The sequence below is a fragment of the Streptomyces sp. NPDC094448 genome (genome assembly GCF_044763775.1).
Taxonomy (GTDB): domain Bacteria; phylum Actinomycetota; class Actinomycetes; order Streptomycetales; family Streptomycetaceae; genus Streptomyces.
In genome coordinates this window covers 585,072-603,523 of sequence record NZ_JBIWGU010000002.1, presented here as the reverse complement: position 1 = coordinate 603,523, position 18,452 = coordinate 585,072, and the positions used below count along the sequence as shown (strand labels likewise).

The following is an 18,452-nucleotide window of genomic DNA, read 5'->3' as shown; positions in this document are numbered from 1 at the left end:
GGACGCCCGGCTGCCGGGCTCCCGTCACTCCGGGGTCACCCCGGTGTCAGCAGTACTGCGCCTCCTTGCCGATGGAGCGGTACATACAGTCCGAGTTCTCCAGCAGTTGCAGTACGGCGTCCCGGTTGCGGCTGGTCTCCCGTTCGATCACCTCGTCGGGCGGATAGAAACCACCGCCCGAAGCGGTCCTCGGGAACAGTTCGAAGGTGTAGCCGAAGATCCGCTGGTCGCCCCAGAGCCAGTCGTCGATCGACCCGTCGGTGATGTACAGGTCGCTGGACTGCTGCGGGGTGAAGCCGTTGCTGGCCGCCATCTTCTGGCCGACGGCCGCGAAGGCGTTGCGGTCGTCCTGGGTCATACCGGGGCCGGTGTCGGAGTAGGTGTAGCCGTACGGCCAGAGCACCAGCTCGCTGTAGGTGTGGAAGTCGATACCCGTTTTGATCTGCTGCACCCCGCCGACGACCCGGGTGCGCACGAAGTCGGCGACGACCTTCACCTCGGGCGCGGACTCCGCGGCCCGGCCGCGGTACGTCTCGGACGAGGGGCTGGTGGAGGAGCCGCCGCAGCAGCCCCAGCGGTAGTTCCAGTTGCGGTTGAGGTCGGTGCCGACCGCCGTGGAACCGGTGTTGGGCTGCCGGTTCTTCCGCCACATGCGGTAGCTGCCGGTGGCGATGTCGTACTCGCTGCCGTCCGGGTTGATGCTCGGGATCACCCAGATCTCGCGCCCGTTGACGGCGTTGGTGATCCGCGAGTCGGTGCCGTAGTCCTCGGCGAACTCGCGCAGCAGATAGAGCGCCATCTCGACGGTGAGGTGCTCGCGCGCGTGCTGCTGCGAGGTGAACAGCACCTCGGGCTCGTTCTCGTCGGTGTTGACGTTGTCGCTGACCTTGATGGCGACGATATCGCGGCCCTGGTAGGTCCGGCCGATCACCCGCTTGCTCATGATGCCCGGGTTGGCGGCCACGCGCTGGTCGATCGCCGCCGTCATCTCCGCGTAGTTGTGGTAGCGGGAGTCGGCGGGCGGGAAGTCGAGGGGGCGGACATCGGCCCCGGCGGCCGCCCGGGCGCCGGGCGCCGGCAGGGCGGTCAGCCCGTACCCGAGGGCGCGGAGCTTCTTCGCCTGGGCCGGGGTGGCGCTGACGACGACCGCACGGGTGTCGACCTCGTCGATCGCCACACCGGTCGCGGCGAGCCTGGTGCGTGCCGCCGCTCCGGTGACGTCGGCGACCTGGTACTGGGTGATGGTCTCCGCGGCCGCCGCGGCTGCGGCCGCCTTGTCCGCCTTGGGGTCGGGTGGTGCGGCGTTTGCGGTGAAGGGCGCGGTCAGCGCGATGGCCAGCAGGGCGGTGACCGCGGCGTTCCGTCTGCCACGGCCGCTGCCGCGTATGCGTAGGCGCATGCTGTCTCCTGGAAGGTGGGGGTGGAACAGAAATGCGACGCCGGTGGTGCTCTGCGTGGGCACATGGTGGTGCCGTGACATGGTCAGGTCAAGACGGCGTCGGCGGGGGGCCGTGCGGAGGAGACGGCGGTACGCCGGAGAGCGGCAGGTCCGGGGTGCGGGCGGTGGCGCGGGGACGGCGGGAACGGGCCCGGAACGCGCGACAGCGCCACCGGGACAGGTCGGTGGCGCTGCCGCTGGTTGTCGTACGACCTTCGGCGTGGGGTTGGACGGTCGGTACGACTGGTCGGGCGGTGTTACGGAAGGACCGGATGCTGCTGTGTCACGGAAGGACAGGTGTTACGGAAGGGCGTCGACATGCGGTCCGACGACGCCGGACCAGGCGTTGCCGGCCGTGGCGTCCCAGTTGATGGACCAGGTCATCGCGCCGCGCAGGCCCGGCCAGGCCTGGGCCGGCCGGAAGGTGCCGCAGTTGGTGAGCCTGGTGAGGCAGTCGAGCGCCGCGGTCACCGTGGACGGCGAGACATAGCCGCCGCCCGCGCCCCGCGGGGAGGCCGGGACCCCGATGCCGACCTGCGACGGGTCGAGACCGCCCTGGATCTGGATGCACGCGAGGGCGGTGAGGAAGTCCAGCGACCCCTGCGAGTAGACCCGGCCGTCACAGCCGAGCATCGCACCGCTGTTGTAGTACTGGGTGTTGACGACCGTCAGGATGTCCTTGACCGCCAGCGCCAGCTTGAAGTACTCGGTGCCGGTCGACTGCATGTCGATGGTCTGCGGGGCCATCGTCAGGACCATCCGCGGGCCCGCCTTGGCGGAGAGCTGGCGGAGCGCCTTGGTCAGATAGGTCGAGTTGATGCCGTGTTCGAGGTCGATGTCGATGCCGTTGAAGCCGTACTCCTGGAACAGTGCGTAGGCGCTGTTGGCGAAGGCCGTGGCGGACGCGTCGCTGTTGATGGTGACGTTGCCCAGCTCACCGCCGACGGAGATGATGACCGACTTGCCCGCCGCCTTCTTGGCCGCGATGTCCGACTTGAACTCGGCGACATTGGCGTAGCCGAGTGCGGAGCTGAGGTTGAAGGTCAGCTCGCCGGGCGTGGTCGTGGAGTCCGCGAAGGCGACCGCGATGATGTCGTACTGCGGGCTGACGTCCCGCAGCTTCTGCACCGTCGCGCCGTTGTTGAAGTTCTGCCAGTAACCGGTCACCGCGTGCCGCGGCACCGGCGGAATGACGTCCTCCAGCAGGGTGCGGACGTTCACCGGCGGGGACGAGACCGCGGACTCGCCCGCGGTGTTGGCGGCCGACACCGTGAAGCTGTACTGGGTGTTGGGGGTCAGCCCGGAGATGGTCGTGGAGGTCGAGGCGACCGTCTGGACCTTCGTCCCGTTCCGGTACACGTGGTACTGGGTGGCGCCCGGCGAGGCGTTCCAGCTCAGCGGGACGGTCGTGGTGGTCGGCGAGCCCGCGGCCAGGCCTGCCGGGACAGCCGGGATCACGGGCGGCTCCTCGCCGCCACCGCCGCCGTCGGGGCCGAAGACGCTGAAGTCGTCGACGTAGTAGGCGGACTGGCCGTACCAGCCGTGGGTGTAGACGGTCACCGAGGTGGTGGAGGCGCCGGTGCGGAAGGTGGTGGAGAGCTGGTTCCAGCCGGTCCCGCCGGGCGACCAGGTGGACACGTCGGTGGTGCCGGTGCCGGTGGCGCCCAGATAGACGAAGCTGCCCTGGACATAGGCGCTCAGGGTGTACGTCGAGTTGGGCTTGACCGCGACGGTCTGGCTGCACCGCGCGATGTCCTGGCCCGCCGGGGTGCCCTTGAGGGCGCCCGCGCCGGTACGGACCGGGGTGGAGGTGGCCGAGCCGTTGCCTCCGGTACAGCTCCAGTTGGCCAGTCCGGTCTCGAAGCCCGGGTTCTTGGCGTTGTTGATATCGGCGGCCTGCGCCGGGCCCGCGGCGCCGAGGACGGTGAGACCGGCGCCGACGGCCAGCGCCAGGGTCGCTCCGAGCCATTTGCGCGGACGTCTGGTGGATACCACGTACTGCCTCCGGAAGGTGTGGGGGTTGGAGGTACTTGGACGGTGCCGGTGCGTGGGGTGGGGGGATCCGGGTGGGGGAAGCCGGGTGATCAGGTGGGGATCAGGTGGACCGGGGTAACAGGGGGCGGTGAGACCTGAGGGAACGCAGCGGGAACGGGGGGAGACCGCTCGGCCGCCGGGCAGGACCCGGGGCGAACGGGCCGAACACGTGAACACAGGGAGGAACGGTGGTGCCGCTGTGCGGGCGGCGAATCCGCCGTTGGCGTAAAACTGGTCCAGACCAATCGGGTTGTCAAGACCTCTGTCAGCGATTCGTCGATCCCGCCCGCCCCGGCCGCCCCGCGCGCGACCGGCCGGGTCCCGTCCCTCCGGGGGCGATTTTCGGCCGAATCCACGACGGGCGGCCGGGACCGGGGCCGAACGGCCCTTGCGCCGGAGGGGACCTTCTGCCGTGGGGCACCGCCCGGGTCCGCCGGGCGGTCCGGGGCCCCGAGCTGGACCGGAGCCGGTGGATCGGTACCGTAATGCCGCCATTCGTACGGCCGTGTCCTGAGCGGAGCGTGCTCGGGGCGGGGCGGTGAGTTCCGGCGGGGTGTTCTCTGGCCCCCGCCTCGTGGCTAAAGTGCTGATGCAGGAGCAGCAGGCAGTACGGAACCGCGGTCACGGACCCCCGTCGACCGTTGTCGAACGGGGAACCAGCGTGCCGACCGCAATAGCTGTCACCAGCGCAGATCTGGTGCTACCGCCCATGGACGCGCATACGCCGACGGCGGCGCAGCTCCCGTCCCCCGACGAGGCTCCGCTCGACGACGCCGTCCGGGCGGCCGGATTACTTCTGGAGCAGTACGGCCATGTCGTCGTGGCGTACCCCGCCTCCCTTCCGGTCGCCCATGAGCGCCGGCTGTACACCGTCAGGTCCATGCTGGAGAGCCACCGGCTGGCGCTGGTCAAACTGGACCTCCCGCCGCTCGCCACCGCCGTCGTCGTCCGCCAGCTCCGCCAGTTGTCGATCTGCGACTTCGGCCCCGGAGTCGTCGCCTCCGCCGCGCGGCTGCTGTCGCACTACGTCCACGCCGGGGCGCTGCTGCACTCCGTGGCCAAGCTCGACCGGGTCCCCGTCGGGCTGAAGTCGCACGCCAAATCATGGGTGCCCGGGGCCCAGTTCGCCGTACTGGCGAGCCCCGCCCCCGAACTGATCAGAGTCGGCTCGGGCGGACAGTCCGACACGCCGCTGCTCACCGGACCCGATTTCGCCACCCGGATGGTGCTCGCCCGGGGCCAGGCCCAGTCGGATTGGGTCAACGGCACGCTGGCACCCCACTGGCAGGCGCAGGGCGTCGACGAGGTGCCGCTGCCCGCCGCGTCGCCCGGATGGTGGGGCACGCCCAAACTGGTGGAGTTCGCCGCCTTCCTGCCCGATATCGCCATCCTGTACCAACTCGTCTCGTCCGTCCGGCGGGAAGCGTGTTCCTGGTGCGGTATCGAACTCATCGGCGACCTCTGCGGATTCTGCGCCGCGCCCGCCGCCGCCGTGCCCGTCGCGTCCCTCCCACCCGGTGGCCCTGGTGGCCTCGGTGCTCCCGGCGGTGCTCAACAGCCCGACCGGGGTCGGTTCCTTCCTTCCGGTGTCCTGGGCCATGGAACACCGGCGGGCTGACCCCGCAGGCCTGCCCGGAGCAGGACCGTCCGTGCGAGGGGCCGGCGGACCCGATGGTCCCGCCGGTCTCCTGCACGCCGCCCGGTCCGGCCCGGGCCCCCGGTCCGCCGCCCGCGACCGTGCTGCCCGCGACCGTCCCGCCCACCGTCCCGCCCGCGACCGTCCCGTCCGGTATGCCGCGCCCCTTCCCGTCCGCCGTACCTTTCTGCCGTCCTTTCAGCGAACGAGGTTCCCCAGCCCATGAATTCACGCCAACGCCGAGGCGTCATCCTGCTCACGATCTCGGTCCTCTGCGCCCTGGCGGCCTTTGCCGGCGTGATCGCCGTGATCGGCGATGTGAATTCCAAGGTCGGTCCCGAAGTGACCGCGTACCGGGTGAAGACCGAGATCGCGCCCTACTCCGCGCTCCGCGCCGACCAGTTCGAGAAGACCAGCATCCCCGAACGCTGGCTCTCGGACAGCGCCGTCACCGATCTCGACGGCATCGGCGGACGGATCGCCGTCACCACCCTCCGCAAAGGCTCCCTCCTCCAGGAGGACATGATCGTCAAGCGGCCCGCGCTGGCACCCGGCGAACAGGAGATCGCGATCATGGTGGACGCCGCGACCGGAGTCGCCGGCAAGATCACCCCCGGTGATCTGGTGAATATCTTCGCCACCTTCGAGGGGCGCCGGGAGAGCGACCCCGACGAGTCCCGGATCATCGTCTCCCGCGCCCGGGTCATCGACGTCGGACGGCTCACCCCGATCACCGCCAAGGGCGACGAACGCCGGGACGCGGCCCGTGAGGCCGTGCCGATCACCTTCGCCCTGAACACCGCCGACGCCCAGCGCGTCGCCTACGCCGAGTCGTTCGCCGAGAACGTCCGGCTCGCGCTCCTCGCCAAGGGCGGCCCGGGGGCACTCAGGCCCGGCGACAGCACGTACACCCTCGACGAAGACAAGAACAGGTGAGTGCCGGATGACCACACGCATCCTCCCGGCCGTCGGCGATCCGGACGCGGCCAGGGCCCTCACCACCCTGCTGAGCCAACTCCCCGGCGCCGAACCCGCGCTCCCGGTCGCGGACTCGGGGAGCCTGCTCGACCTGCTGGCCCGGCTCGCCGCCGAATCCCTCGACGAACTGCCCGAAGTGGTGCTGGTCCACGAGCGGATCGGCCCGGTCCCGGCGCTGGAGCTGATCCGGGAGATCGGGCTGCGCTTCCCGGCCGTCGGCGTCGTCCTCGTCACGGTCGACGCGGGCCCCGGGCTCTACTCGGCCGCGATGGACTCGGGTGCCCGCGGGCTGATCGGGCTGCCGCTGTCGTACGACGAACTCGCCCAGCGCGTGCAGTCGGCGGCCGGCTGGTCCACCGGCGTACGGCGGCATCTCGGGCACGCCGGGGAACTCGTCGCCGGACCCGGCGGGCGGGTCGTCACCGTCAGCGGGGCCAAGGGCGGGGTGGGGACGACCGTCACCGCCGTCCAGCTCGCGCTGGCGGCCCGCGCGTCCGGCCGTACCGTCGCCCTGGTCGACCTCGACCTCCAGTCCGGGGACGTCGCCTCGTATCTCGACGTCCAGTTCCGGCGCTCCATCGTCGACCTGGCCGCCATCCAGGACATCTCGCCCCGGGTCCTCCAGGACGCCCTCTTCGCCCACCAGACCGGCCTGGGGCTGCTGCTGGCCCCCGCCGAGGGCGAACGCGGCGAGGACGTCGGGGACCGGGCCGTACGCCAGATCCTGCACGCCCTGCGCGGACGCCACGAGATCGTGGTCGTCGACTGCGGCACCCAGATGACCGGGGCCAACGCGGCGGCCGTCGAGACGGCCGATACGACCCTGCTGGTGACCACGCCGGACGTGGTCGCGGTACGCGGCGCCAAGCGGATGGTCCGGCTCTGGGATCGGCTCCAGATCCGCAAGGCCGAGGAGACCGTCGTGGTGGTCAACCGGCACACCCGGGCCACCGAGATCCAGCCGCCGCTGATCGAGAGGATCACCGGGACCCGGGTCGCCCGCTCGACGGTGCCCGCGGGCTTCAAGGAGCTGCAGCCGGTGATCGACGCGGGCCGGATGCAGGATCTGGAGGCCCGGTCGGCGGTGAAGCAGGCCCTGTGGGCGCTCGCCGGTGAACTGGGCCTGGTCCGGGTGCCGGAGGAGGCGGTGGCGCAGAAGACGGGCCGCCTCCGGGGCGACCGGGGGTCGATCGGACTGCGGCGGGGGCGGTCGAGGTGACAGCCCGCCGGGCGGGGCGGGACGGCCGGGGGCGGCCGCGATCCCGGCCGGGGTACGGCCTGGGGCGGCCGCGACGCCTGCTGCGGTACGGCTCCGACCGCCCGGGGACGGCGCGCGGAACGGTCCGGGCCCTGGCCGGGGCGGTACGGCGGTACGGCGACCGGGGCCAGGCGGTCATCGAGTTCACCGGCACGATTCCGGTGATCCTGCTGACCATCGGGCTGCTCTGGCAGGCGGCCCTCACCGGCTACACCTTCTCCCTCGCCGGGAACGCCGCCGACGAAGCGGCGCGGGCCGGCGCCGTGGGCGGCGGGTCCGCCTGCGCGGACGCGGCCCGCCGGACCCTGCCCGGCAACTGGCAGGGCGCCGAGATCAGCTGCCGTACGGACGGGGAGCTGTACCGGGCGACGGTACGGCTCCGCGTCCCGGCCTTCTTCCCCGGCGGCGCGGACCTCCCGATCCCGGTCTCCGGAGACGGCGCGGCCCTCGACGAACGGAGCGACCGATGACCACGCGACGGCCTCCGGCCGGGGACGGCGCGGGCCCCGTGGGCCCGGTGGGCCCACGGCGGACCACCGGCCCGGCCGCCGGCCCGCGCCGGACCGCCGGAACGGAACGGGGCCTGCCGAGCGGTCCCCCGCCTGCGGGCGGGGCTCCCGGACCGGGTCGTCGCCCCGCGGAGCCGGGCGACCCGCCCGCGGCGGGGTCCGTGGACGGGCATCCGGGCCGGGACGGCCGTACGGGCTCCGGCGGGCCCACCGGCCCCGTCTTCCGTACCGGCCCCGTCTTCCGTACCCGCTCCGTCTTCCGTACCGGCCCCGGTGACCGGAACCGGGTCCGGTGGGGGCGCCGGGCGCGTGGTCCCGCCGTCGACGGGCTCACGGACGGACCCCGAGCGGGTGACGGCGGTATCGAACCGGCTCCGGCCCGGCTCCGGCGCGGGCGCCGGGGGAGCGGTCCTGCCGGCGACGGGGTTCCGGCCCGGATCCCGGGCGGGCCCCGGGCGGGTGACGGTGCCGCCGAACCGGCTCCGGCCCGGGGCCGGGCCGGGCGCCGCCGGGTCGTGCGGGACCGCGGACAGGCCGCCGTCGAGTACGCCGGGGTGCTCTCCCTCCTCGTCTTCGTCGCGCTCGCCGCCATCCAGATCGGGCTCGTCGCCTACACCGCCCAGCAGGCCGGCACCGCCGCCCGCACCGCCGCCCGGACCGAGGCCACCCCGGACGGCACCGGACGCGGCCCAGCGGCCGGCCGGGCGGCGATCAGCGGCTGGCTGGCGGACGGCGCCCGCTTCGACCCCGGCGGCTGCTCCGGCGAGGACGACGAGGTCTCCGTGACCGCCGTCGTCGAGGTGCCGTCGCTGCTGCCGGTCTTCGACTTCGACCCGGCCGTGAGGACCGTGACCATGCCCTGCGACTGACCAGCCCCCCGTCCGTACCCCTGGATCCACCCGTACCACCTGGGAGTTGACAGACATGAGCCTGCGGGCGCGCATCAGCAGCCCCGAACCGGCCGACGGCCGGGGTGAGGTCAACCGGCTCGTCGCCGTCTACCGCGCCAAACTGCTGGAGGAGATCGACCTCGCCGAGATGTCCGCCCTCGCCGCGGCCGACCGCCGGAACCGGCTGGAGCGGGTCCTCGGGCACATCATCAGCCGCGAGGGCCCGGTGCTCTCCACCGCCGAACGCAGCCGCCTCATCCGGCGCGTCGTCGACGAAGCCCTCGGCCTCGGCATCCTCGAACCGCTGCTGGAAGACGCCTCGGTCAGCGAAATCATGGTCAACGGCCCGGAGCAGGTCTATGTCGAGCGCGCCGGCCGGCTGGAACTGCTGCCGATGCGGTTCTCCTCCACCGAACAGCTGATGCAGACCATCGAACGCATCGTCTCCACCGTCAACCGCCGGGTGGACGAGGCCAACCCCATGGTCGACGCCCGCCTCCCGTCCGGCGAGCGGGTCAATGTCATCATCCCCCCGCTCTCCCTCAGCGGCCCCATCCTCACCATCCGCCGCTTCCCGCGTGCCTTCACCCTGGCCGAGCTGATCGGCGCCGGTTCGCTGGACGAGCAGATGACCCTGCTGCTCGCCGGATTCGTCCGCGCCAAATTCAATGTGATCGTCTCCGGGGCCACCGGCACCGGCAAGACCACCCTCCTCAACACCCTCTCCGGACTGATCCCCGAGGGCGAGCGCATCGTCACCATCGAGGACTCGGCCGAACTCCAGTTGCAGCAGAGCCATGTGATCACCCTGGAGAGCCGGCCGCCGAACGTGGAGGGCAAGGGCCGGATCACCATCCGCGACCTCGTCCGCAACTCCCTGCGGATGCGCCCCGACCGGATCATCGTGGGAGAGGTCCGCGGCGGCGAGACCCTCGACATGCTCCAGGCGATGTCCACCGGCCACGACGGCTCCCTCGCCACCGTCCACGCCAACAGCGCCGAGGACGCGCTGATGCGGCTCCAGACCCTGGCCTCGATGTCCGAGGTCGAGATCCCCTTCCTCGCCATCAAGGACCAGATCAACAGCGCGGTGGATGTGATCGTCCAGCTCACCCGGCACGCCGACGGCTCCCGCCGGGTCACCGAGATCGCCGTGGTCGACTCCTTCGGCCGGGAGGAGTACCGGATCGTCTCCGTCTGCCGTTTCGAGGCCCTGCCCATGTCGGCCGACGGCCGGGTGCACGGCCGGTTCGTCTACCACCCGGTGCCGCGCCGGGTCGCCGAGCGGCTCCATCTGCGGAACGAGGTGCTCCCGCTGGTGTTCGGCGTGGCGGACAGCGTGGCGCAGCTCGCCGTGCGGGAGACGCGGACCCTGTGATGCCGATCCGGTACGACACCGGGCCGCCGCGGCGCGGCCGTGAGCGGTTCCGCGGACACCGGCAGCCCGGCGGACGACCGCAGCCCGGCGGGTACCCGCAGCCCGGCCGGGACCCCGCCCGGGGCCGGGGCCCCGCCCCCGCCGCTCCCGCCCCCGTTCCCCTTCCCGTCGACGCAGAAGGTGCCCGCCCCCGATGAACACCCTCCCGCTCCTCAGCCTCGCGGCCGTCCTGCTCGCGGGCGTGGCCGGGGTGGTCGGCGTCCACTACTGGTCGGCCGGCCGGGCCCAGCTCCATGCCCTCGTCGAGCGCATGTCCCAGACCGGACCACCGCCCGAAAGCTCCGGCCGGCGCCGCCGGTTCCCCGGCCTCGACCGCCGGATCCGCCGGACCCGGTTCGGCCGCGGACTGGAGCGCCGGATCAGGACGACCGGACTCGACCTCACCCCCGGTGAGTACGTGGCGGCCACCGCCGCCCTCCTGGTCCTGGTCTACGCGGTCGTCGCCGCCGTCTTCACCCCCTTCTTCGGGGTGCTCGCCGCCTTCGCCGCACTCTGGGGCGCCGAATCCTTCCTCGGCTGGCAGCAGGCCAGGCGCACCGAGGCGTTCATCAACCAGCTCCCCGAACTGGCCCGGGTGCTGGCCAACGCCACCCAGGCCGGGCTCGCGCTCCGTACCGCCCTCGCCATGGCCGCCGACGAACTCGACGATCCGGCGGGCGCCGAACTCGGACTGGTCGCCGACCGGCTCTCGGTCGGCCAGAGCCTCGACGACGCCCTCGCCGAACTCGGCGAACGCCTCCCCTCCCGGGAACTCGTCGTCCTCGTCACCACCCTCGTCCTCGCCAACCGGGCCGGCGGCCAGGTCGTCAGTTCGCTGCGGAACCTCACCCAGACACTGGAGGAGCGGAAGGAGACCCGCCGCGAGGTCACCACGATGCTCTCCCAGATCAAAGTGACCGCTTTTGCCGTCCCCCTCCTCGGCTTCGGCTTCCTGCTCATGATCAACGGCATGTCGCCGGGCGCCCTCGACGAGATGACCGGTTCCTTCGTCGGCCAGACCGCCACCCTGGTCGCCGTCGGCCTCTACGTCCTCGGCGGGCTGCTGATCCGCCGGATCTCCCGCATCCAGGTCTGAAAGGGGTAATACGATGGCTGAACTGTCCGGACTGCTCCTCGCCGTACTCCTCGGACTGTCGGTGTACGGGATCTTCCACGGCATCCGCATGTACCGCGCCGACGCCAGACTCCCCGGGGACCTCGTCCTCGCCCTGGAGGTCGGCGCCACCCGCACCACCGCCGTCGGCTCCGGAATCGACCGGCTCGGCATGCGCTACGCCGCCGCCGTGCTCAACGCCATGGGCCCCAAACGGGTCGACGCGCTGCGGCGGCGGCTGGACGCCGCGGGCAACCCCGGCGGGCTGACCGTCGACCGCTACGCCGCCCGCCGCGCCGTCTACGGCGGCCTCGGGCTGCTCGCCGCCCTCTCGATGCTGCTGCGCGGCGAATACCTGGTCGCGGTCCTCGCCCTCCTCTTCGGGCTCACCTGGACCGATGTGATCATCCGGGCCGCGATCCGCCGCCGCCGCGCCGATATCGAGCGCACGCTCCCCGACTTCCTCGACGTCCTCGCGGTCGTCGTCTCCGCCGGGCTCGGGTTCCGGCAGGCGCTGGAGCGGGTGGCGGACAAGTACCGGGGGCCGTGGGCCGACGAGATCCGGATCACCCTGCGCCAGATGGACATGGGCGTCAGCCGCCGCGAGGCCTTCGACCAACTGCGCAGACGCAACGACAGCGAGCAGGTGTCGATGTTCGTCACCGCGCTCCAGCAGGGCGAGGAGCTGGGTGCCCCGATCGTGGAGACACTCATCCAGATCGCCAACGACATGCGCCGTACGGATGCCCAGAACGCCCGCCGGGACGCGGCCCGGGCCATCCCCAAGGCCACGCTCGTGGTCACCCTGATCATGCTTCCGGCCACGATGATCCTGATCGTGATGAGCTTCTACTACGGCTCCGGGGTGGACTTCGCCGATGTCCTCGGCGGCTGACCCGGACCCCGAGCCCGACCAGTACGGGAGGAGGCTGCGGCGGTGAACGAGTCCCGAATCCGCGGCGAGTTGGCCCGAGAGTCTTTGCTTTCGCAATCCGATGTGGGACATTCGACGGCGGACCCCGGGCCGTCCGGCGGTCCGCGCACCACCGCGGCGACCGGACCGGGCAGTCGGGAGGGGGACCCCGTGACAGCAGCGTTCCGGCGGGTTCCCGCCCGGCCTTCGGAGCCCCCGGCCGGGCCGCCGCCCGAGGCCGTCTCCGCCGACGGCCGAAAATCGTCTTTGTTTCCCCAACTCGGGCCCCTGGCGGGATGTTGGTGCCCAGGCCCCCTTCGCAACCGTATCGCCGCGTCATACAGTGCTCGCGAGGCCGTCCGCACGGACCGCGAGGAAGCCGTCACGGCGGGTGGCCTCATGGACCGGTACGAGCCGGGCGGGTGTCGTGCCGCCGTCGGCGCCGAAGGGGAAGACGATGTCGAACGTGACGCTGAAGGCCTTGGCCAAGGCCCGGGTGCACCTTGCCGCCTGGACGGCCACGAGGGCCGACGCGCTGAGGGAACGGCGCGACCGGGGCCAGGGCGCGGTGGAGTACGTGGGTGTGATCGTGCTGGTGGCGATCATCATCGCCGCGGTGGCCGGTTCGGGCGTGGGCGACGATATCGCCAACGGTCTGAGGTCACAGGTGCAGCGGGTGCTGAACACCGGCGGCGGGAAGTAGCCGGAGCGGGCGACCGGGGCCAGGCGGCCCCCCTCTACATCACCATGGTGGCCCTGGTCCTCTTCGCCGCGCTGGCGTTCTTCGTGGTGGGCCAGGCGGGCGCCGTCCGCAGCGGTACGCAGTCGGCTGCCGACGCCGCCGCGCTGGCCGCCGCGCAGGAGTCCCGGGACCGGATCGGCGACGACCTCTGGACCCTGCCCCTCGACCCGGACCTGCTCCGCAGGATCTTCGAGGGGGACTTCACCGGCCCGTCCGGAGCCGCCTGCGACGCCGCCGCCGCGCTCGCCGAGCGGAACAAGGCCACCATCGAGCAGTGCGGCCCGCTCGGCGACGGGCGCTGGGGCTTCTTTGTCCAGGCGCTCTCCGCGAACCCGGTCGGCGACACCGTCGTCCCCGGCACCGGAAGCGCCCGCGCCCGGCAGTCCGCCACGGCCGTCGTGGAACCCCGGTGCACCTTCGACCCGGCTCCCGCCCCCTCGCCCTCCCCGGAGCCGCCCGAGGGTCCGGGAGACCCGTCCGCGAGCACACCGCCCGGCGAGGGCGAGGAGCCGCCCGAACCGCCCCCGATCGGGGAACTCCACTGCGACGACGGGGATTTCACGCTCGACCCCGAACGTCCCGACGACTTTCCGGCGATGTCCGACCTCTTCACCGTACGGCTCGCCGACGACCGACCGTGAACCGACATGAAGGAAAGCACTGATGAGGACCCGGCACGGAGCACAGTCCCCGAGAACCGCCCGAAAGGCCTCCGCCGCGGCCCTGGCCGCCGCGGCGCTGCTGTTCTCCCTCACCGCGTGCGGGCTCGGCGGCACCGACGAACCGGACCGCAAGGGCTCGGACCCGGCACCGGCGGGCAGCAGTTCGGAGCAGTCCGGCTCCCAGGACGGCACGACCGGCACGACCGGCGAGACCGGCACCCCGGGCGGCGACGGCGGCGACCAGGCACCTCTGGCGACCATCAAGGGCAGCAACGGCTTCGAGGTGACCTATGCCTCGGCGAAACGCGACAGCGGCGGCTATCTCACGCTCACCGGTGCCATCAGGAACACCGGCGGGAAATCGCAGTTCGCCCCCACCCAGTGGAGCGGCCAGGAGACCGAGGTCAAGCAGACCGGACCGTCACTGGCGGGCATGACCCTGGTCGACAAGGCGGGCAAGAAGCGTTACTACGTGCTCCGCGACACCGGCGGCAACCCCCTCACCACCACCGGCCTCAGCACCATGCAGCCCGGGGAGAGCCTCGATTTCTTCGCCCAGTACCCGGCGCCTCCGGCCGCCACCAAATCCGTCGAGGTCCTGCTGCCCCTGATGCCGACCGCGACGATCGGGCTGTCATGAACCGCCCGGCCCGCCCCGCCGCCGTCACCCTCGCCGTACTGCTGCTGGTCAGCGGGGTCCAGCTCACCGCGGGGCCCGCCGCCACGGCCGACGAGACCCCGGGCGCACCCGCCGCCCCGGGCGCCGCGGAGCCGCCGAAGGTCGATCCGGACGACCCCGGGCTGAAGATGCGCGACGGCGCCACCCTCGCCGCCCCGCGCGTCCTCGACATCGTGTCCATCGTCGAGACCGAGGGCGGTGAGGAGCGGCGCGAGGAGACCACCACCTCGCTGACCCTCGCGCTCCAGGCCGAAGTGCTGTTCGGCAAGGACAGCGCCGTCCTCACCGCGCAGTCCGCGGGCCGGATGGCGGCGATCGTCAACGAGATCCGCCGCAACCGGCCCGGCAAGATCCGGGTCTTCGGCTTCACGGACGACCTCGGGACGTACGAACACGGGCTGAAGCTCTCCAAGGAGCGCGCCGAGGCCGTGCACGGGGTGCTGAGCCGGCAGCTGAACAACCCGAACATCGTCTACGAGGTCCGCGGTTACAGCGAGGACTTCCCGATTGCCGACAACGCCACGGAGGAGGGCCGCCGGAAGAACCGCCGGGTCGAGATCACCTTCCCGACGGGCTCCCGGACCACCACCGGAACCGATTCCACCGGCACCGGCTCCGGCGATTCCGGTGGTTCCGCCGGTTCCGTCGGTTCCGGGGACGGTACGGCTTAGGCGGCCCGCCGGGGACCCCGTGACCGGACCCGGGGGCGCGGGGCGGGCCCGTCCGGCCGTACATTCGAAGGCGAGCCGGTCCGCGGGTACGCTGCGGGCCGGTCGCCCGGCCGAACACGCCGGGCCCGGGGAGCTGTTGGCGGAGATGTCGGTCGTCGACCGAGTGGGCTGAGGGGCGGACGGATGGGGCCGGGCCGGGCGGTGGCGATGGTGTTGGCGGTGGCGATGGGTGCGCGCCCGGAGCGCGCCCCGGCACCGGGGTTCGTACGGAAAGCCGCCGCGCTGCTCCTCTCCGCCGCCGTGTCGGTGTCCGTCCCGGCCCCGGCCGCCGCCGACACCCGGGCCGCCCGGTCCGCGGAGGCCGCGGAGCCGTACGAAACCGCCCGCGACGCCCGCCCCGTCACCGGCGCCACCACCGGCGAAGGGCCCCTGCTGACCCCCGGGACGTACCTCGACGACATCTCGGCGGGGGAGCGGAAGACGTACCGGATCCGGCTCGACGGCACCTCCAGCGCCTATGTGTCGGCGGTGCTCGCCCCACCGCCCGGGACCCGGGTCACCGCGTCCGAAGGCATCCGGATCACCCTGAAGTCCCAGGGCGGCACCGAGTGCAGCGACGGTACCGACATCACCTTCGACGGCTCCGTCGCCCGGCCCGTCGCCGACTACGCGACCCGGCGGATCGGCCCGGGGCGCGCCTGCCAGGAGGCCGGGGTGTACGAGTACGCCGTCGAGGGCATCGGCCCCGGCGCCGGCCCGGACACGGCCGGGGACGCCGGGTCCGGCACCCGGGGCCTGCCGACGGAGCTGCGTTTCATGCTGGAGCCCGGACTCCGGGACGGCGAGGACGTCCCCGCTCCCGCCGGCTCCTCCGGCCAGGGGACCTCCGCCCTGCCCTCCGGCACCGCCAGGACCGCCTCCGGCGGCTCCGGCTTCAACGACGCCCCCGCCACCGGCCACGGCGTCTGGCAGGACGAACTGGCCCCCGGGGAGACCCGGTTCTACCGGATGCCGGTGGACTGGGGCCAGCAGCTCCGCCTCGGGGCCTCCCTCGGCGGGCGGACGTCCGGCGCGGGACTGCGGATGACGGTCTTCAACCCGGCCCGCGGCTTCGTCCGCGACGCCGACGCCGATGCCGACGGCGCCCGTCCCGGCCGGGCGCTCGCCCTGACCACCGCCCCCGTCGCCTTCGGCAACCGGACGTCCGGCCGGAACGAGACCGGCGCGATGCGCTTCTCCGGCTGGTACTACGTCCGGCTGACCCGCGACGGCGACGGCGGTACGGGGGCGGCCGAGCGGGTGACGCTCCGCGTCGCCGTCACCGGCTCCGCCCGGCCCGCGCCGCCGTACGCGGGCGATCCGGTCGCCGCGGGATTCGGCGTCACGGCCGCCGACCGCAGGGCCGCCGGGACCGGGCTGACCGCACAGGAGAGCGACCGCCGGGACACCCTGCGGACGGTCGCCTTCGCCGCCTTCGGCCTGGGGACCGCGCTGTTGATCGGACTGGTCGCCTGGACCGTGCTGCTGCGCCGCTCCCTCGCCCGCACCGCGCCCGGCCCGTCCCCCTGGAACTAGCTTCCGTCAGGCTCCCCGGGCGCCGCCCCCGGTCGCGCCGGCCGAGCGTTCGACGAACGCCTCCAGCCCGTCCAGGATCCGTTTCAGCCCGAACTCGAAGTGGTCGACGTCCGGGCCGCGGGATTCCCCGGAGGGCGGGGCCGTCGCGGGGGCCCGGCCGGGAGCTGCGGTGTCCTGGATCCGGGCGGCCCCGGTGACATAGGAGTCGATCATGACGACCACCGAGACCAGTTCGGGGTCGGGCAGCCCCATGGGTCTGATCCGGGAGATCACCTTCTCCCTGCCGCCGGCACCGGCCGGGCCGGGCGCCGGGCGGGACCGGTCGGCCCGGAGCAGCCAGGGATGGCGCCGGCACCGGGCGAGGCCCTCGCGGGCGAGGCACTCCAGGACGGTGCGCCAGTCCGCGCCCGGGGCGTCCGTGCAGTCGCCCGTCCACCGGCAGCGGTCCAGCATCAGATCGACCAACTCGTCCTTGCCCGCCACATACCGGTAGAGCGACATCGTGCCGATGCCCAGTTCCGCGGCGATCCTGCGCATCGAGACGGCGTCCAGACCGTGCGCGTCCGCGATCCGGACGGCTGTTTCGACGATCCGGTCCAGTGTCTGCCCCGGCCTCGGCCCGCGGACGGCGCGCGGGCCCATGTCCCACAGCAGTTCGAGCGTGCGGACGACACCTCTGCTGCCACCGGTCTCCGCATTCTTTCCCGCACGGCTCGTCATGCACGTCATGGTAATTCCCGGAAAGGGAACGGGAAACGGTGTGCCCTCGGATATTTCACAATTGCCGAGTCGGGGTGCTGTCCGTCCTTGATTTCGTCGCCTTTCCGGGGAGGGCTCCACCGCGCCTCGTGCCGGGCTCAATCGGCCTACCGCGATCCGTGCCGCAGCAGGTCCGCCGGGTGCGAAAGCCGCGAGTGGCGCTTGAGGTCGCTGCGAGGACCCCCGGCAACACTGCTTTCCCGGGAGTTCGCCGGGGAAGAGGGTTTATTTCCTGGGCGCAGGGCGTCGAGGAGCGTTCAGGACCGTTCCGTTCTGGAAGGTGGTCTTGGTGAAAGGCATCGTGCTGGCCGGTGGCGCCGGAGCCAGGCTCTATCCGATTACCCACGCGGTATCCAAACAATTGCTGCCCGTCGGCGGAAAGCCGATGATCTACTATCCGCTGTCGATTCTCATGCTGGCGGACATCAGGGATGTCCTGGTCATTGCGACGCCCCACGACCTGCCGCGCTTCCGTACCCTCCTCGGTGACGGCTCCCGGCTCGGAATGAACCTCAGCTATGCGGAGCAGGCCGAACCGGCCGGTATCGCCGAGGCCCTGCTCATCGGCGCCGGCCATGTCGGCACGGACACGGTCGCGTTGATCCTGGGGGACAACATCTTCCACGGTCCCCGCTTCTCCGATGTGCTGGCGCGGGAATCCCAGGATGTGAAGGGCTGTGTGCTGTTCGGCTACCCGGTGCACGATCCGCAGCGGTACGGGGTCGGTGAGGCCGACAGCGAGGGCAGGCTCGTCTCCATCGAGGAGAAGCCCGTACGGCCGCGGTCCAACCGGGCCATCACGGGCCTGTACTTCTACGACGACCGGGCGGTCGGCTTCGCCCGGGAGATCGCACCGTCGGCCCGGGGAGAGCTGGAGATCACCGATGTGAACCGGTGCTACGTCGAACAGGGCGAGGCCAGGCTCGTCGACCTGGGCCGCGGTTTCGCGTGGCTCGACACGGGCACACCGGAATCCCTTCTCCAGGCCAGCCAGTACGTGGGCACACTGGAGGAGCGGCAGGGGTGCCGTATCGCGTGCATCGAGGAGATCGCGCTGCGGATGGGGTTCATCGACGCCGAGGCCTGCCACCGGCTGGGCGAGGAGGCCCGCGGGTCGAGCTACGGGCAGTACGTCATGTCCATCGCCCAGGAGCTGCGGGCCTGAGGCCCGGGGGCA

General features: G+C 72.3%; 17 protein-coding genes and 1 pseudogene. 14 read left to right on the top strand and 4 right to left on the bottom strand.

Annotated features, from left to right (window positions below; translation table 11 throughout):
* Nucleotides 1–46 precede the first annotated feature (46 nt).
* Both ACIQ9E_RS06070 and ACIQ9E_RS06065 read right to left on the bottom strand, forming a co-directional pair.
* Nucleotides 47–1,399, bottom strand: coding sequence for a M14 family metallopeptidase (locus ACIQ9E_RS06070; RefSeq protein ID WP_403702592.1), 1,353 nt, complete (start codon nt 1,397–1,399; stop codon nt 47–49).
* Between the two features lie 339 nt (nt 1,400–1,738).
* Complete coding sequence (locus tag ACIQ9E_RS06065) at nt 1,739–3,433, bottom strand: chitinase (RefSeq protein WP_403702589.1); 1,695 nt, start codon at nt 3,431–3,433, stop codon at nt 1,739–1,741.
* Between the two features lie 748 nt (nt 3,434–4,181).
* Here ACIQ9E_RS06065 and ACIQ9E_RS06060 point away from each other — a divergent pair.
* From ACIQ9E_RS06060 to ACIQ9E_RS06025, 8 genes are all read left to right on the top strand, one after another.
* Nucleotides 4,182–5,090, top strand: coding sequence for a hypothetical protein (locus ACIQ9E_RS06060; RefSeq protein WP_403702942.1), 909 nt, complete (start codon nt 4,182–4,184; stop codon nt 5,088–5,090).
* 240 nt (nt 5,091–5,330) lie between these two features.
* The gene (gene cpaB, locus ACIQ9E_RS06055) at nt 5,331–6,044 is read left to right on the top strand and encodes a Flp pilus assembly protein CpaB (RefSeq protein ID WP_403702586.1); all 714 of its coding nucleotides are present in this window, start codon (nt 5,331–5,333) and stop codon (nt 6,042–6,044) included.
* Nucleotides 6,045–6,051: 7 nt separating this feature from the next.
* Entirely contained in the window at nt 6,052–7,305 is a 1,254-nt protein-coding gene (locus ACIQ9E_RS06050) for a CpaE family protein (RefSeq protein WP_403702583.1), read from the top strand.
* Nucleotides 7,302–7,814 carry a TadE/TadG family type IV pilus assembly protein gene (locus tag ACIQ9E_RS06045; RefSeq protein WP_403702580.1) on the top strand — a complete coding sequence of 171 codons (513 nt, stop codon included), beginning with the start codon at nt 7,302–7,304 and terminating at the stop codon, nt 7,812–7,814. The genes ACIQ9E_RS06050 and ACIQ9E_RS06045 overlap by 4 nt, the downstream gene beginning before the upstream one ends.
* 200 nt (nt 7,815–8,014) lie before the next feature.
* Nucleotides 8,015–8,722, top strand: a complete 708-nt coding sequence (locus ACIQ9E_RS06040) for a TadE family protein (RefSeq protein WP_403702576.1) — start codon at nt 8,015–8,017, stop codon at nt 8,720–8,722.
* Between the two features lie 55 nt (nt 8,723–8,777).
* Nucleotides 8,778–10,121 carry a CpaF family protein gene (locus ACIQ9E_RS06035; RefSeq protein ID WP_403702939.1) on the top strand — a complete coding sequence of 448 codons (1,344 nt, stop codon included), beginning with the start codon at nt 8,778–8,780 and terminating at the stop codon, nt 10,119–10,121.
* A 193-nt stretch (nt 10,122–10,314) separates the two neighbouring features.
* Nucleotides 10,315–11,256 (top strand): type II secretion system F family protein, encoded by a 942-nt coding sequence (locus tag ACIQ9E_RS06030; protein WP_403702573.1) that lies wholly within the window; start codon nt 10,315–10,317, stop codon nt 11,254–11,256.
* 13 nt (nt 11,257–11,269) lie between these two features.
* A complete protein-coding gene (locus tag ACIQ9E_RS06025; protein WP_403702570.1) occupies nt 11,270–12,169 on the top strand; it encodes a DUF5936 domain-containing protein in 900 nt (299 codons plus the stop codon).
* A gap of 354 nt (nt 12,170–12,523) precedes the next feature.
* Here the strand turns inward: ACIQ9E_RS06025 and ACIQ9E_RS06020 are convergent, their stop codons facing one another.
* A complete protein-coding gene (locus ACIQ9E_RS06020) occupies nt 12,524–12,676 on the bottom strand; it encodes a hypothetical protein (RefSeq protein ID WP_403702972.1) in 153 nt (50 codons plus the stop codon).
* Between ACIQ9E_RS06020 and ACIQ9E_RS06015 the strand changes: the two genes are divergently transcribed.
* From ACIQ9E_RS06015 to ACIQ9E_RS05995, 5 genes and pseudogenes are all read left to right on the top strand, one after another.
* Entirely contained in the window at nt 12,645–12,890 is a 246-nt protein-coding gene (locus tag ACIQ9E_RS06015) for a hypothetical protein (protein ID WP_403702935.1), read from the top strand. The genes ACIQ9E_RS06020 and ACIQ9E_RS06015 overlap by 32 nt on opposite strands.
* Before the next feature lie 29 nt (nt 12,891–12,919).
* Nucleotides 12,920–13,570, top strand: a pseudogene (locus ACIQ9E_RS06010) (pilus assembly protein TadG-related protein); the annotation flags it as partial.
* A 22-nt stretch (nt 13,571–13,592) separates the two neighbouring features.
* On the top strand, nt 13,593–14,231 hold the full coding sequence (locus tag ACIQ9E_RS06005; RefSeq protein ID WP_403702567.1) for a hypothetical protein: 639 nt from the start codon (nt 13,593–13,595) through the stop codon (nt 14,229–14,231).
* Complete coding sequence (locus ACIQ9E_RS06000) at nt 14,228–14,941, top strand: OmpA family protein (RefSeq protein WP_403702564.1); 714 nt, start codon at nt 14,228–14,230, stop codon at nt 14,939–14,941. The genes ACIQ9E_RS06005 and ACIQ9E_RS06000 overlap by 4 nt, the downstream gene beginning before the upstream one ends.
* A 183-nt stretch (nt 14,942–15,124) precedes the next feature.
* Nucleotides 15,125–16,516, top strand: a complete 1,392-nt coding sequence (locus tag ACIQ9E_RS05995; protein ID WP_403702561.1) for a hypothetical protein — start codon at nt 15,125–15,127, stop codon at nt 16,514–16,516.
* Between the two features lie 6 nt (nt 16,517–16,522).
* On the opposite strand, the gene ACIQ9E_RS05990 is transcribed toward ACIQ9E_RS05995, so the two are convergent.
* A complete protein-coding gene (locus ACIQ9E_RS05990; RefSeq protein ID WP_403702558.1) occupies nt 16,523–17,236 on the bottom strand; it encodes a TetR/AcrR family transcriptional regulator in 714 nt (237 codons plus the stop codon).
* A gap of 328 nt (nt 17,237–17,564) precedes the next feature.
* Here ACIQ9E_RS05990 and rfbA point away from each other — a divergent pair, with 328 nt between their 5' ends.
* Nucleotides 17,565–18,440, top strand: coding sequence for a glucose-1-phosphate thymidylyltransferase RfbA (gene rfbA, locus ACIQ9E_RS05985; RefSeq protein ID WP_403702555.1), 876 nt, complete (start codon nt 17,565–17,567; stop codon nt 18,438–18,440).
* Nucleotides 18,441–18,452 lie beyond the last annotated feature (12 nt).